Consider the following 13,942-nt stretch of genomic DNA (forward strand, 5'->3'; position numbering starts at 1 on the left):
AAAGAAAAAGATAGATTTTAATCATTTAATAATTCTATTGTTAATTGATTTACTGTTTTTTTAGATCCTATATTAAGGCTAAATAAATAATTAGATTTTAATAAAATTGAATTAAAATCATAAGTATTTTCATATTTTACCTTTAGTTCAATAGTTTCAGAGTATTTTTTAATTTCACTCTTAACCTGATCTTGAGAAAGGTTCAGTTTAGCATCATGTAACATATAGTAAGCCATTTCTTCCCATAGTTTTTCAAAATCTTCTTTACTTAAATTTTGATCAGAAATAACAGTATATGTTTCATTATTTGTATCAATATCCTTTAAATAAGTGTTTGTTGTAGAAGATATAGGGAAACCAAAAATATTATCTTGCACAGATTTTCCTTCATAGTTTTCTCCTAATCTAAAATATTGACCATTAAAGAAGTTAAAAACTTGAATTTCTTGTTCGAAAATATAAGGAACATATGTTTTTGATTGTACCATTTCCTCTATATGTTTTATATTAGCTTTATAATCCTCAGATTTTTTTTTCTGCTTAGCTAATTTATCTGTAATTTTTAATAACTGACTTTCTACATCAGAAGTGTTTAATAATTCTAAAAATTCTCCAGAAGGATTGGTCGTAAATAAATATTTTATACCTTCAGAATTATTGATAAAATCACGGTAAAATTCATCAGGATCATTTGAAATATTTTTACCATTAATAAATTCAAATTTATTCGCAAAATTATTTTTATCAATTAACTGAATTGATTTATAAGAGTTATTGACTACTTTATTTACTGTGTCATTTACTGATATAGAAAAATTTTGATCCGTAAAAGAGTAGTTATATATTTTATCTAATTTTAGATTAGGTTTTACCTGTACAGATTTTTCTTCAAAATTCACTTGTGCAAATGTAGAAGAAGAATATAATAGTAGTAGGGCAAATAGGTTTATTTTCATTTTTTCTAAATCTATTACAAATATAGAATGATTATTCAATATTTGAATTATTTATTGTACGAATCATTGTGTCTATTGGTTTTGTTTCAGAAATTTCTTTTTCCATTAAACTTCCACCAATTTCTTTTAATTTTTTAACCTGAGGTATAAAGCGGTTTTCAAGAGATCCAATCGCTTTATTGTAACTTTGTGTTGCTTGATTAAGATTATGACCTACAGATGAAAAATGTTGAATTAAAACATTTACTCGGTTATATAATTCTATTCCTGCATCTCTCATTTGGTAAATATTTTCAGCAACATTCAATTGTTGCCAACTAAAAGCAATTGTTCTTAGCATCGTAATTAAAGTTGTTGGAGTAGCAATAATTATTCTATTATTTAAAGCATCTTCAATCAAAGTTCTATCAAGCTCTAAAGCTGCTCCAAATGAACTTTCAATTTGTAGATACATTACAACATAGTCTGGTGCATCCTTGTATTGATTCCAATATGCTTTAGAACTTAAATTTTTTAAGTGCTCTCTTACTGCTTTTGCATGCATTTTTAAATGATGTTTTCTAATATCTTCATCTTCGGTTTCAAAGGCAAGCATATATTGGTTTAATGGAACTTTGGAATCAACAATTACCTTTCTATTTCCAGGAAGATTTACAATTAAGTCCGGACGAAGTAAACCATTATCTGACTGTACAGAACTTTGTTCTTCAAAATCACAAAAAGATGACATTCCAGAAAATTCTACAACTCTTCGTAAACCAATCTCTCCATATTTACCTCTTGTATGAGAGGTTTTTAGAGCAGAAACTAAAGTGTTCGTTTCTTTTTGTAATTTTTCTGTTGTTCCTTTCATAGCATCTAAAAAAACTTTAATTTCTGAGTATGCACCTTCTCTTATTTTCTCTATTTCAGATATTTTTCCATCAAATTTATTTAAACTTTCATTCAAAGGTTTTATTAGAGAATCGATCGCTTGTTGGCGTTTATCTAAATCATTTTTAGAATCAGAAAAATGTTTGTCTAATGTCGTTTTTGCTAAATCGAGAAATTGTTCATTATTACTTTTTAAAACTTGGGCTGATAATGCTTCGAATTGTTCTTTCAATCTTTCATTAGTTTCAAGCATAAATGATTTTTGCTCATCCATTGCTTTTATTGTTTCTTGATGACGAACACTTAATTCAGTATTTTTTTCACGTTCTTTTTGCCATTGGTCAAGATTGAAATTGGCATCATCTTTCACTTCCAAATATTCATTTTTTAGTATATCGTACTGTTTTTGTAATTCTTGATATTTTATTTCATTACTAATAATCGTTGAATTAGCTTTTGATTTTGAATACAAAAAACTAATTATTGCTCCGATAATAAAAAACAATACGGCTGTAAGAATAATTGAAATACTCATGATTAAATAATTTTAAAACAAAGAAATGATTTTTTACGACAATAGATGTCGTTTGTTAGTTTTATTTAAAAAAATATAGGAATATTATTTGTTATTTTTTTGGCCTTCCCTTTCAGGTCGTGCTTTTTGTTGCAATCTTTAGCTTCGTTTGTTACTTTGCAAAAGGATTTCCACTTCAATCACTAATGCTAAAAATATAAATAAAAGATAAAATGCGATAAAGATTGGAAGCGATGTCCTTTTTTAGAGCAATTTAGCGATAAAAAAAGATAAAGTAGAAAGCCTGTAATCGCCAAAATTAAGTTATAAAAAAAGTGGAGCTTTTATAATTTACTCCACTTTAAGTTATTATTTTTAAATTGATTTTTCTGAATTTTCTTTACTTGAATTTTCTGTGGTTTCAAAAAGTAAATTTTTTATCATCCCAGAACTTTTAGTTAAAAATGGTAAAACTTTACTTTCTTGTTTTACGTTTCTAAAACCTATTTCTAAAATTGGATCGATATAATACAATATACTAGAGCATATAAGTGTGTATAATATAAATCCCATAATAGCACCACCAACTCTATTTAAAAATCCTAATCCAATAGCACTTATGAATTTTTGAGTAAGATTTGAAACAAATTTTATTGTAAAAAAAGCAATAGTAAAAGTTAATAATAATGCAATTATAGAGGTTAAACTCGTGCTAACTAAATTATTTTTTTCTATAAATTCTTCAACAATAGAATAAAACTTGAAACTGATCCAAATTGCTATAAAAAATCCAACTAAGCCAATAATTTGAGATATAAAACCTTTAAAAAATCCATTAATAACACCAAAAGCTAATGCAATTAAAATAATAACATCTAGCTGATTAAATTCTGTCATTAAGCTTTTTGTAATAAATTTTTCTCAGTTATTTTTTTCAGTGTTCCAATTAGAATATCGATTTCCTCTTTTGTAGTTTCATGAGAAAAAGAAACACGTAATGGAGTTATTCGTTCAATTTCTTCGGAACTGCATATAGTAGAGATAACTCCAGATGTTTTTGCAGCTCCTGAACTACAGGCACTTCCTTGAGAAACAGCAATTCCAGCTAATTCTAATTCAAAACCAATCAGTGCGTCATGAAATGGTAAACGAATGCTTAGTAAAGCGTATAAACTTTTGTCTAAATCACCAGATAAACCATTGAATCCTACACCAGGAATAGCTTCTTGTAATTGATTTATTGTATATTGTTTAATTTGTTTGATGTGTTGTATATGTTGGTCTAATTCATCAATAGCTAAATCAAATGCTTTAGATAATCCAACAATTCCATAAACATTTTCAGTTCCAGAGCGCATACCTCTTTCTTGTCCTCCTCCAGAAATTAAGGGTTTTATGTGAGAAGATTTTTTAGCATAAAGAAATCCAGCACCTTTAGGACCATGTATTTTATGAGCAGAACATGAAGCGAAATCCATTCCTAAGTCTTGAAAATCTAAATCATAATGCCCTACTGTTTGTACAGTATCTGTATGAAAAAGAGTATTATTTTCTTGACATAATTTAGAAATACGTTTTACATCAGTAATATTTCCTATTTCATTATTTGCATGCATTAATGAAACTAAGGTTTTTTGAGAATGATCTTTCAATAATTCTTCAAGTTGATTGTAATCAATTTCACCATTTTCAAAAATGTTTAATCGAATAACTTCAACTTTTCCACGACTTTCAACATCTTTTATAGCTTCATAAACACATTTATGTTCTAAATTACTCGTGATTATACGACTTACATCTAAATCATTTACACAAGATCGAATAATTGTATTGTTTGATTCTGTACCACACGACGTAAAGTAAATTTCTGCAGGGGAAACGTTTAATCTTTGAGATATATTCTTCCTCGCTAGCTCGATAAGTGCCTTAGCTTCACGTCCAAATACATGTGTAGATGAAGGATTTCCAAAAACATTTTTCATTACGTTTGCCATTTCGTCAACTACTTCAGGACGAATTGCAGTTGTTGCTGCGTTATCTAAATATACTCTTTGCATAACCGATTTTTTTTCTATTTTTTTCTTTTTAAGAAGAGTTTTGTCGAACAAATTTAAAAAAATTAATGCACACAAGCGAAAATAATTTCAAAAAGTTTACAAACCCTATAGTTTAAGTAGAGTTGTTTTTTTTGTTTATTTTTTTTCAGATAAAAGATTAATTTGATCTCTAAGTTCAGCAGCTTTAATAAAGTCTAGGTTTTTAGCTGCTTTTTCCATTTCCTTTTGAAGTTTATCAATTAATTTTTCTTTATCAGCTGTGGAATAATTTTCATTAATTTCTGCAGCTTGTTGTATTATATGTTTTTGTTCGTAAGGATTTTCTTCAAAATCAGCAGCAGCTAAACTTAGTTTTGTTATTTTTTTGTTTAATGCTTGAGGAGTTTTATTATTATCCTTATTATATTTCATTTGAATTTCTCTACGACGATTTGTTTCATCTATAGTAAGTTGCATACTATCTGTGATTTTATCAGCATACATAATTGCTAAGCCATTAATATTTCTAGCAGCACGACCAACAGTTTGTGTTAACGATCTATGACTTCTTAAAAAACCTTCTTTGTCAGCGTCAAGAATAGCAACTAAAGAAACTTCAGGTAAATCTAAACCTTCTCTCAGTAAATTGACACCAACTAAAACATCAAACAACCCTGTACGTAAATCAGCCATAATCTGAACTCGTTCTAATGTGTCAACATCAGAATGAATATAACGACAACGTACACCATATTTAGTAAGATATTTAGTTAATTCTTCTGCCATTCTTTTAGTCAAAGTTGTAACCAGAACTCTTTCATCTAATTCTACTCTTTTATTGATTTCCTCCATTAAATCATCAACTTGATTTTGTGTTGGACGAATTTCTATAATAGGATCTAATAATCCAGTAGGACGAATGACTTGTTCTACAACAATACCTTCAGATTTCTCTAATTCATAATTTGCAGGAGTAGCAGAAACGTAAATAACTTGATTTTGTAGAGCTTCAAATTCTTCAAATTTTAATGGACGATTGTCCATTGCAGCAGGAAGTCTAAATCCATATTCAACTAAATTTTCTTTTCGAGATCTATCACCACCGTACATCGCATGAACCTGAGAAACTGTAACGTGAGATTCATCAATTACCATTAAGTAATCTTCTGGGAAATAATCTAATAAACAGAATGGCCTTGTACCAGGTTCTCTTCCATCTAAATATCTTGAATAATTTTCAATTCCAGAACAATATCCTAATTCTTTAATCATTTCCAAATCAAATTCAGTACGTTCTTGTAATCGCTTTGCTTCAAGATGTTTTCCTATTTCTTTGTAATATTCAACTTGTTTACCTAAATCTAATTGAATATTTTCTATTGCTCCATTCAATGTATCTTTAGATGTCACAAAAAGATTAGCAGGATAAATATTTATTTTATCAAGTTTAGATGTAGTTTTTCCTGTTTCAACATTAAAAACAGATATTTCTTCTATTTCATCTCCAAAAAAATTAACACGTATTCCATCATCAGCATAAGCAGGGAATATATCTAGTGTATCTCCTTTTATTCTGAAATTTCCACGTTGAAAAAGACCTTCTGTTCTTGAATAAAGTGCTTGTACTAATTTTTGTAAAAATGCAGTTCTAGAAATGATTTGACCGATTTCTATTTGGATTACATTTTTATGAAATTCGTTTGGATTCCCAATACCATATAAACAAGATACAGATGCAACAACCAAAATATCTCTTCGTCCTGAAAGGAGAGAAGAAGTTGTACTTAATCTTAGTTTTTCAATTTCTTCATTGATAGATAAGTCTTTCTCTATATATGTACCAGATGATGGAATATAAGCCTCTGGTTGATAATAATCATAGTATGAAACAAAATATTCTACAGCATTGTTAGGGAAAAATTCTTTAAATTCCATAAATAATTGGGCTGCTAATGTTTTGTTATGCGCTAATACAAGAGTAGGTCTTTGAACTTCATTTATAACATTTGCTATTGTAAAAGTTTTACCAGATCCTGTAACACCTAATAAAGTTTGATATTGATCATTTTGTAAAATGCCATTAGATAACTCTTGAATAGCTTTTGGTTGATCACCCGTTGGTTGAAATTCTGAATTTAATTGAAACTGCATCTTACAAATTTAATAAAAAATCATTGTAATTTAGCAGTGAAGTATTTGTGAAATGTAGAAGTAGTATTAAAATATAAAAAGGCGACTTTAAGTCACCTTTTCATCAAAACCACAAAAAAATGAGAAAACTGTTTACTGAGTAAACAAACTTCCTTCCATTATTACAAGCTATCGCTCGCTATAACCACTACAAATATATGTCGGTTTTTAATGATAATTATTTAAAATCTGATACTTTGTTTAATTGGTGTTTATAGGAGTTTCTTATAATTACTCTTTTTTCTTTTATTTTAGTGGGTTTAATGAAGAAAAATAAATAATAGTGTTTTTTTTACACTACTTATTTTTAGCTTTTTCCCAAAGCGTATTAAGTTCAGAAATTGTTAAATTGTTTATGTTTTGATTATTTTGTTGCACAATTAATTCTAATTCTTTAAATCTATTGATAAATTTTTTATTAGAACGTTCTAAAGCATCTTCCGAATTAATTCCAAGAAATCGACCATAATTGATTAAAGAAAATAAAATATCACCAAATTCCATTTCTCTGTCAATTGGATTTTCTTCATTTTTAAATTCTTCAATTTCTTCTTGTATTTTATCAAAAACTTGCTCTTTGTTTTCAAATTCAAAACCAACTCCTTTGACTTTTTCTTGAATTCTATATGCTTTTACCATAGCAGGTAGGGAAGAAGGAACTCCGGAAAGAACAGAAGAGTTTCCTTCTTTTAATTTTATTTGTTCCCAGTTTTTTATAACTTCTTCTTCTGTATTTGCTTTTGTGCTAGAATAAATGTGAGGATGTCTTCTTATCAATTTATCACATATACTATTAAGTACATCTGTAATATCAAATTGATTTTTTTCTGATGCTATTTTAGAATAAAAAACTAGGTGAAGAAAAACATCACCTAGTTCTTTTTTTATTTCATCTGAATCTTTTTCGATAATAGCATCCGATAGTTCGTAAATCTCTTCTATAGATAGTGTTCGTAACGATTCCATAGTTTGCTTACGATCCCAAGGACATTTCTCACGTAACTCATCCATTATATTTAGCAATTTTTCAAAAGCTTGTAATTGATTTTTACGTGTGCTCATCTTTTAATTATTCAGCGTCTTTATCTTTTTTAGTTGTTTTTTTTGGAGCAGCTTTTTTCTTTGGTTTTTCCTCAGTACTGTTTTCTTCTTTTGCAACTTTTTTAGCAGGAGCCTTTTTCTTTGGTTTTTCTTCTACTTTTAATTCTTCTGTTTCTATAGCTTCTTCAGCTTCTTCAGCTTGTTGAGCAGCTAGAGCAGCTTCTACAGCAGCTAAATCAATGTTTAATAATCCATTTTTGTGTAAAATATTATACCATTGGAATAATTTTTTTAAATCAGAATCATAAACTCTAGAATCGTCATATTCAGGTAATACTTCTTCCATGTATTTACGTAGTTCTGTACCTGAAGATTTATGATCTACAGTTTCTCCACCATTTTCTTTTTTGTAAATTCTGAAGAATACTTCTGCTAAAGGAAATTCTTGTGAAACACCATAAATAGCAACGTTTTCTAATAAACTAACATTGTAATTAGAAGCGATAGAGATTTTTTTTCCTTTTTCTAAATCTTCAACAACAAAACCATTTCTTGTTTGAGAAATTAAACGGTATAATCCTGGTTTTCCTGAAATTGCGATAACTCTTGATAAATCCATATTTTATTATGTTTTAAGGGGCTATGAAGGGAATTTCATTTTGTAACTCGTGTTTACTTTCCCTTTTGTTATGTTTTTTAATTTATTACTTATTAATTTCTTTTTGAAATTAGAAATATAATCAATAAAAAGAATTCCTTCTAAATGATCATATTCATGTTGAATGACTCTGGCGCGAATATCCGAAAAAGTTTCCGTATGTTTTTCCCAATTTTCATCAAAATATTCTAAAGTTATAGATTCTGGACGAATAACATCTTCATGAATATGAGGAATACTAAGGCATCCTTCTCCAAAAGCCCATTCATCTCCTTCCGAAGTACTAATTTTTTTAGGGTTTATAAAAATACGTTTGAAATTTTTTAATTCATCTTTTACGTCTTCATAATCCTCGTCTTCTTCAAATGGAGAGCAATCTACAACAAATAAACGAATGTCTTTTCCAATTTGAGGTGCGGCAATACCTACACCATTAGAATCGTACATAGTATCAAACATATTGTCTATTAGTTCTTGTAAATTTTTATAATCCTTATCTATATTTTGAGATTTTTTTCTCAAAACAGGATCTCCATAAGCTACAACAGGTAGTACCATTTTTTGGTTTTTTTATTATTTTAAGCGCAAAGATACAATTTGTTAAAGTTTATGTGACAAAAAAGATTGTAAAATTATTACAGCACTTACTTTATCTACTATTCCTTTTTCTTGACGCTTTTTCTTTTTCATTCCTCCTTCAAACATAGCTCTTGAAGCCATTTTAGATGTAAACATTTCATTTTCTCTATGAACTTTTATAGTAGGAAATTCCTTTGAGAATTTTTCGATAAAAGGTAGAATTTGGTTTTCAATGTCATTTAATTCTCCTGAAAATCTAATTGATAGACCAATAACAATATCTGAAACGTTTTCTTGAGCAATGTATTGTTTTAGAAAATCTAATAATTTAGATGTTTCAATTGTATCAAGAGGAGAAGCTATAATTTGTAGTTCATCTGTAACTGCAATTCCTGTTCTTTTTCCTCCATAATCTAACGATAATATTCTTGCCATTTTGCAAATTTATAAAAACGGTCTAATAGATAATCATAAAATGTATTTTTTTGAAAAAAATGATTCATTAAAATATATAATATTAATTTATCTTTGCTTTTAATAAAATAATGATGGAGAAATTAAAAAATATAATAGAAAAAGCTTGGGACAATAGAGAATTGTTACAAGAAGAAGAAACACAATCGTCAATTAGAGAGGTTATTGAGTTGATTGATAATGGAGAATTACGTTGTGCAGAACCAACCGAAAACGGATGGCAAGTTAATGAATGGGTAAAAAAAGCAGTAGTAATGTATTTCCCTATTCAGAAGATGGAGACTTTAGAAGTTGGGATTTTTGAATACCATGATAAAATGGAATTGAAAAGAAATTATGCTGAGAAAGGTATTCGTGTTGTTCCTAATGCAGTCGCTCGCTATGGAGCCTATATTTCTTCTGGTGTGATTTTAATGCCTTCTTATGTTAATATAGGAGCTTATGTTGATGAAGGAACTATGGTTGATACATGGGCAACAGTTGGTTCTTGTGCTCAAATAGGTAAGAATGTTCATTTATCTGGAGGTGTTGGTATTGGAGGTGTTTTAGAGCCTTTACAAGCTGCGCCAGTTATTATAGAAGATAATGCTTTTATTGGTTCTCGTTGTATCGTTGTTGAAGGGGTTAGAGTAGGTAAAGAGGCTGTTTTAGGTGCTAATGTTGTATTAACAGGATCAACTAAAATTATTGATGTTACGGGTAATGAACCTGTAGAAATAAAAGGATATGTTCCAGATCGTTCTGTCGTAATACCGGGATCATATACAAAGAAATTTGCTGCAGGAGAATTTCAAGTTCCTTGTGCTTTAATTATCGGAAAAAGAAAAGAAAGTACAGATAAAAAAACTTCATTAAATGATGCTTTACGTGATCATAACGTAGCGGTATAAGTAATGATGTAAATAAATAAAAAAATCCTATTAAATATTTGATAGGATTTTTTTTGTTTTATAATAACAACAATATTTAGTAGTTTTGCTTTTATAACTTTATGATTTATGAAAATTTTGATTATTCAACACAAGATGATAGGAGATGTATTGCTAACTTCTTTGCTGTGTGAAAATATCAAAAAAAAGTACCCTAATGCTACTGTAGATTATCTTATAAATAATAATACATTACCTGTTCTGGAAAACAATCCTTATATAGATAATAAAATTGTTTTTAATGAATCTAAAAATAATAATCTTTTTAATCTTATTAAATTTTCAAAACAAATTAATAAAAATGATTATGATGTTGTTATAGATGCTTATTCAAAACTTCAAAGCTGGGTTGATGTTTTTATTAATAATGCTCCTAAAAAAATTTCTTATAAAAAAATAGGTAGAACATTTTTATATACTGATAATGTAATTAAACATAAAGATTCATTTACTCACCTTGGATTAGCTATTGAACATAGATTAGCATTGTTGTCTCCTTTAGGAATAAAAAAACCTATTGAGACACATCCTAAATTATATTTAACAAGCGAGGAAATACAATATGCAAAAAAAATATTTATAGAACATGGAGTAGATGAATCTAGAAAAACTGTTATGATTAGTTTATTAGGTTCTGATTCTACTAAAACTTATCCGTTAGATAAAATGGCTCAACTAGTGGATTACATAGGTAATAACCATAATGTTAATATATTGTTTAATTATTTTCCTAAACAATTAAATGAAGCTAAAATTGTTTATGAACAATTGTCGGAAAAGACAAAATCAAAAATTTATTTTGATTTGTTAGCGAAAGATTTGAGAACTTTTATTGCAATTGTTAATGAGTGTGATATTATTGTAGGTAATGATGGAGGAGCTATTAACATGGCAAAAGCTGTAGGTAAAAAATCATTTATTATTTTTTCTCCTTGGATAAATAAAAATGTTTGGGCAACCTTTGAAGATAATGTTAATCATGTAAGTGTACATTTAAATGATTATTTTCCAGAAAAATTTGATTATTTAACAAATAATAAGATAAAGAAAAGGGTGAATGAATTTTATTCTTACTTTGATTTTGAGTTGTTTAAAAAGTCATTAAGTGAGTTTTTAGATAAACATATAAAATCTTGATTATAAAAAAATAACTATTATAACTAACCAACAATTATAGAATATGTCTATAAAAATCTCTGCACTGCTAATTACTTATAATGAAGAAGACAATATTTTACGTTTTCTTGATGAAGCTTCATATGCAGAAGAAATAATTATTGTAGATTCTTTTAGTACCGATAAAACAGAAGAATTGGCTATAAAAAATCCAAAAGTACATTTTGTAAAAAGGAAATTTGATAATTTTACTGCGCAACGTAATTTTGCTCTTTCTCTTGCTAAAAATGATTGGGTTACTTTTTTTGATGCTGACGAAGAATTGTCTGAGGATTTGATTAAAGAAATTGTTTCAACTGTAAATTCTAAAAATGTAAAAGCTGCTTATTACGTTTGTCATGATTTTTATTTCAATGAAAAAAAAATAAAATATTCAGGGCAACAAAATGTAAAAGCTGTACGTGTTTTCAAAAAATCTAAATGTAAGTATGTAGATAATTTAAAAGTACATGAATTGTTAATTTGCGATTCTGAGATAGGAAAAATTAAGCATAAAATAAAGCATCATACATTTGTTGATGAAAATTTTTATCTAGAAAAATTAAATGTCTATTCAAAATTAAGAGCTCAAGAACTTCGTATAAAGAATTTAAAACCTACATTTTATCATTATAAAATAAAGCCTTTATATAGATTTTTTAATTATTATATATTAAGACTTGGTTTTTTAGATGGAATACAAGGGTATAAAATATCAAAATTACATGCTATTTCTATTGCAAATAGATATAAATTTCTGGATGAAATATATAAAGAAGAACAAAAATTATTTTAAAATAAAAAAGCAATCATTAATATAATTGATTGCTTTTTTATTTTAAAATAATTTACCAAAATTAATTTTAAAAATAAATTTTAAAAACGATTCATTTCCTTTAATATCTATTCTATTTATTTCAAATGGATTTTCAAAAGGAAACTTATTTATTCTGTTTCCAATTCTTAATCCATAAATCATTTTATTGTTTTTTAAAGTTTTGAAAAATAATTGCTTTTCAGGATTTTTTTTTGGAAAATTACCATAAGGATAAGCTAGTGATTGATGTAATTTAATATTATTCTCTTTTTTATATTTTTCAGATAAATAAAAGTCATTTGCAATTTCTTCTTTAGTTAAAATACTGTATTTTCTATGATAAAATGAATGGTAAGCAAGCTCAAATTCATTATTTATACTTTTTAAATCTTCTGTAGACATTATAGCTTCGTTACTGTTATTCCATTCATCATATTTTCCTACATAAGCAAATGGAATAAAAAATGTTGCTTTTAAATTATATTTTTTTAATAATGGAATAGCAAACTCTAATTGATTTTTGGTGACATCATCAAAAGTTATTATAATATTTTTGCCAGTAAGAATACTTTTATGATCTAATTCGCTTAAAAAATGAGTTTTATAGTTCTTTTTTACTAAGTACTTAAATTGTTTTTCAAGTAAATTCTTGTGAACTGTTAATTTATCTCTTTTACTAATATCTGTTGTTATATTATGATACATTAATATAGGTAATTTGCTCATTTTTTATTGTTATATAAACAAAATTAAATTATTAAATAATATACTAATGTAAAATAAGCGAATAAAATTAATTTGTAATTCATAAATTTGAATTTTAAAATAATAAGAAAAGTAATGAAAGCATATGTTTTTCCTGGGCAAGGAGCTCAATTTACAGGGATGGGTAGAGACTTGTATGAAAATTCTGCTATAGCAAAAGAATTATTTGACAAAGCAAATGATATTTTAGGTTTTGATATTAAAACAATTATGTTTGAAGGTTCTGCCGAGGATTTAAAACAGACAAAAGTAACACAGCCAGCAGTTTTTTTACATTCTGTTATTTTAGCTAAATCTTTACCTAATTTTAAACCAGAAATGGTTGCAGGGCATTCTTTGGGTGAAATTTCTGCTTTAGTAGCTAATGAAACTTTGGATTTTGAATCAGGATTGAAGTTAGTATATAAAAGAGCTTTAGCTATGCAATCAGCTTGTGAAGCTAACCCATCTACAATGGCAGCAATTTTAGGTTTAGATGATGATATCGTAGAAAAAACATGTCAAGAAATTGAAGGTGTTGTTGTAGCTGCAAATTACAATTGTCCAGGACAATTAGTTATTTCTGGAGAAATAGAAGCTGTAAATTTAGCATGTGAAAAATTAAAAGAATTAGGTGCAAAACGTGCATTAGTATTACCAGTTGGTGGAGCTTTTCACTCTCCATTAATGAAGCCTGCTGAAGAAGAATTAGCAAAAGCTATTGAAGAAACTACTTTTAACTCTCCAATTTGTCCAGTTTATCAAAATGTAACAACAGTTGCTGTTACTGATCCTACTGAAATTAAAAAGAATTTAATAATGCAATTAACAGCTCCTGTAAAGTGGACTCAATCTGTACAAAATATGATTGCAGATGGAGCTACAGAATTTATTGAAGTTGGTCCTGGTAAAACTTTACAAGGATTAATTAAAAAGATTAATAAAGAAGCTGAGGTGTCTTCAGCAGCAATATAAT

14 protein-coding genes are annotated in these 13,942 nt (G+C 27.5%); 4 read left to right on the forward strand and 10 right to left on the reverse strand.

Features of this window, described 5'->3' with window-relative positions; all coding sequences use genetic code 11:
* Nucleotides 1-17: 17 nt before the first annotated feature.
* From RT575_RS08225 to ruvX, 9 genes are all read right to left on the reverse strand, one after another.
* Nucleotides 18-956 carry a hypothetical protein gene (locus RT575_RS08225; RefSeq protein WP_313386537.1) on the reverse strand — a complete coding sequence of 313 codons (939 nt, stop codon included), beginning with the start codon at nt 954-956 and terminating at the stop codon, nt 18-20.
* A 31-nt stretch (nt 957-987) separates the two neighbouring features.
* A complete protein-coding gene (rmuC, locus tag RT575_RS08230) occupies nt 988-2,364 on the reverse strand; it encodes a DNA recombination protein RmuC (protein WP_313580098.1) in 1,377 nt (458 codons plus the stop codon).
* A 354-nt stretch (nt 2,365-2,718) separates the two neighbouring features.
* Nucleotides 2,719-3,240 (reverse strand): CvpA family protein, encoded by a 522-nt coding sequence (locus RT575_RS08235; protein WP_313580100.1) that lies wholly within the window; start codon nt 3,238-3,240, stop codon nt 2,719-2,721.
* Nucleotides 3,240-4,400: a cysteine desulfurase family protein gene (locus RT575_RS08240; RefSeq protein ID WP_313580102.1), complete on the reverse strand. Its 1,161-nt coding sequence runs from the start codon at nt 4,398-4,400 to the stop codon at nt 3,240-3,242. Before RT575_RS08240 ends, RT575_RS08235 begins: the two co-directional genes overlap by 1 nt.
* A gap of 135 nt (nt 4,401-4,535) precedes the next feature.
* Nucleotides 4,536-6,530 carry an excinuclease ABC subunit UvrB gene (gene uvrB, locus RT575_RS08245; RefSeq protein ID WP_313580103.1) on the reverse strand — a complete coding sequence of 665 codons (1,995 nt, stop codon included), beginning with the start codon at nt 6,528-6,530 and terminating at the stop codon, nt 4,536-4,538.
* A 336-nt stretch (nt 6,531-6,866) separates the two neighbouring features.
* Nucleotides 6,867-7,631, reverse strand: coding sequence for a nucleoside triphosphate pyrophosphohydrolase (gene mazG, locus RT575_RS08250; protein WP_313580105.1), 765 nt, complete (start codon nt 7,629-7,631; stop codon nt 6,867-6,869).
* A gap of 7 nt (nt 7,632-7,638) precedes the next feature.
* Nucleotides 7,639-8,229, reverse strand: coding sequence for a DUF5606 domain-containing protein (locus tag RT575_RS08255; protein WP_313580107.1), 591 nt, complete (start codon nt 8,227-8,229; stop codon nt 7,639-7,641).
* 21 nt (nt 8,230-8,250) lie between these two features.
* Entirely contained in the window at nt 8,251-8,826 is a 576-nt protein-coding gene (gene def / locus RT575_RS08260) for a peptide deformylase (protein WP_313386530.1), read from the reverse strand.
* A 42-nt stretch (nt 8,827-8,868) separates the two neighbouring features.
* Nucleotides 8,869-9,282 carry a Holliday junction resolvase RuvX gene (gene ruvX / locus RT575_RS08265; protein WP_313386529.1) on the reverse strand — a complete coding sequence of 138 codons (414 nt, stop codon included), beginning with the start codon at nt 9,280-9,282 and terminating at the stop codon, nt 8,869-8,871.
* 113 nt (nt 9,283-9,395) lie between these two features.
* Here ruvX and RT575_RS08270 point away from each other — a divergent pair, with 113 nt between their 5' ends.
* The 3 genes from RT575_RS08270 (at nt 9,396) to RT575_RS08280 (ending at nt 12,201) form a co-directional block, all read left to right on the forward strand.
* The gene (locus tag RT575_RS08270; protein WP_313580265.1) at nt 9,396-10,211 is read left to right on the forward strand and encodes a 2,3,4,5-tetrahydropyridine-2,6-dicarboxylate N-succinyltransferase; all 816 of its coding nucleotides are present in this window, start codon (nt 9,396-9,398) and stop codon (nt 10,209-10,211) included.
* A gap of 108 nt (nt 10,212-10,319) precedes the next feature.
* On the forward strand, nt 10,320-11,387 hold the full coding sequence (locus RT575_RS08275) for a glycosyltransferase family 9 protein (RefSeq protein WP_313580109.1): 1,068 nt from the start codon (nt 10,320-10,322) through the stop codon (nt 11,385-11,387).
* Nucleotides 11,388-11,430: 43 nt separating this feature from the next.
* Nucleotides 11,431-12,201: a glycosyltransferase family 2 protein gene (locus RT575_RS08280; protein ID WP_313580111.1), complete on the forward strand. Its 771-nt coding sequence runs from the start codon at nt 11,431-11,433 to the stop codon at nt 12,199-12,201.
* A gap of 42 nt (nt 12,202-12,243) precedes the next feature.
* On the opposite strand, the gene RT575_RS08285 is transcribed toward RT575_RS08280, so the two are convergent.
* On the reverse strand, nt 12,244-12,948 hold the full coding sequence (locus RT575_RS08285) for a polysaccharide deacetylase family protein (RefSeq protein ID WP_313580112.1): 705 nt from the start codon (nt 12,946-12,948) through the stop codon (nt 12,244-12,246).
* Between the two features lie 114 nt (nt 12,949-13,062).
* On the opposite strand from RT575_RS08285, the gene fabD reads away from it, so the two are divergent.
* A complete protein-coding gene (gene fabD, locus RT575_RS08290; RefSeq protein WP_313580114.1) occupies nt 13,063-13,941 on the forward strand; it encodes an ACP S-malonyltransferase in 879 nt (292 codons plus the stop codon).
* The last annotated feature ends 1 nt before the right edge of the window (nt 13,942 follow it).

Source organism: Chishuiella sp., from assembly GCF_032109125.1.
Lineage (GTDB): Bacteria > Bacteroidota > Bacteroidia > Flavobacteriales > Weeksellaceae > Empedobacter.

Coding starts and splice junctions, on each gene's coding strand:
- RT575_RS08240 (WP_313580102.1), bottom strand. CDS start 4,400: ATGCAAAGAGTATATTTAGATAACGCAGCAACAACTGCAATTCGTCCT.
- RT575_RS08225 (WP_313386537.1), bottom strand. CDS start 956: ATGAAAATAAACCTATTTGCCCTACTACTATTATATTCTTCTTCTACA.
- RT575_RS08255 (WP_313580107.1), bottom strand. CDS start 8,229: ATGGATTTATCAAGAGTTATCGCAATTTCAGGAAAACCAGGATTATAC.
- RT575_RS08270 (WP_313580265.1), top strand. CDS start 9,396: ATGGAGAAATTAAAAAATATAATAGAAAAAGCTTGGGACAATAGAGAA.
- def (WP_313386530.1), bottom strand. CDS start 8,826: ATGGTACTACCTGTTGTAGCTTATGGAGATCCTGTTTTGAGAAAAAAA.
- ruvX (WP_313386529.1), bottom strand. CDS start 9,282: ATGGCAAGAATATTATCGTTAGATTATGGAGGAAAAAGAACAGGAATT.
- RT575_RS08235 (WP_313580100.1), bottom strand. CDS start 3,240: ATGACAGAATTTAATCAGCTAGATGTTATTATTTTAATTGCATTAGCT.
- RT575_RS08275 (WP_313580109.1), top strand. CDS start 10,320: ATGAAAATTTTGATTATTCAACACAAGATGATAGGAGATGTATTGCTA.
- mazG (WP_313580105.1), bottom strand. CDS start 7,631: ATGAGCACACGTAAAAATCAATTACAAGCTTTTGAAAAATTGCTAAAT.
- fabD (WP_313580114.1), top strand. CDS start 13,063: ATGAAAGCATATGTTTTTCCTGGGCAAGGAGCTCAATTTACAGGGATG.
- RT575_RS08285 (WP_313580112.1), bottom strand. CDS start 12,948: ATGAGCAAATTACCTATATTAATGTATCATAATATAACAACAGATATT.
- rmuC (WP_313580098.1), bottom strand. CDS start 2,364: ATGAGTATTTCAATTATTCTTACAGCCGTATTGTTTTTTATTATCGGA.
- uvrB (WP_313580103.1), bottom strand. CDS start 6,530: ATGCAGTTTCAATTAAATTCAGAATTTCAACCAACGGGTGATCAACCA.
- RT575_RS08280 (WP_313580111.1), top strand. CDS start 11,431: ATGTCTATAAAAATCTCTGCACTGCTAATTACTTATAATGAAGAAGAC.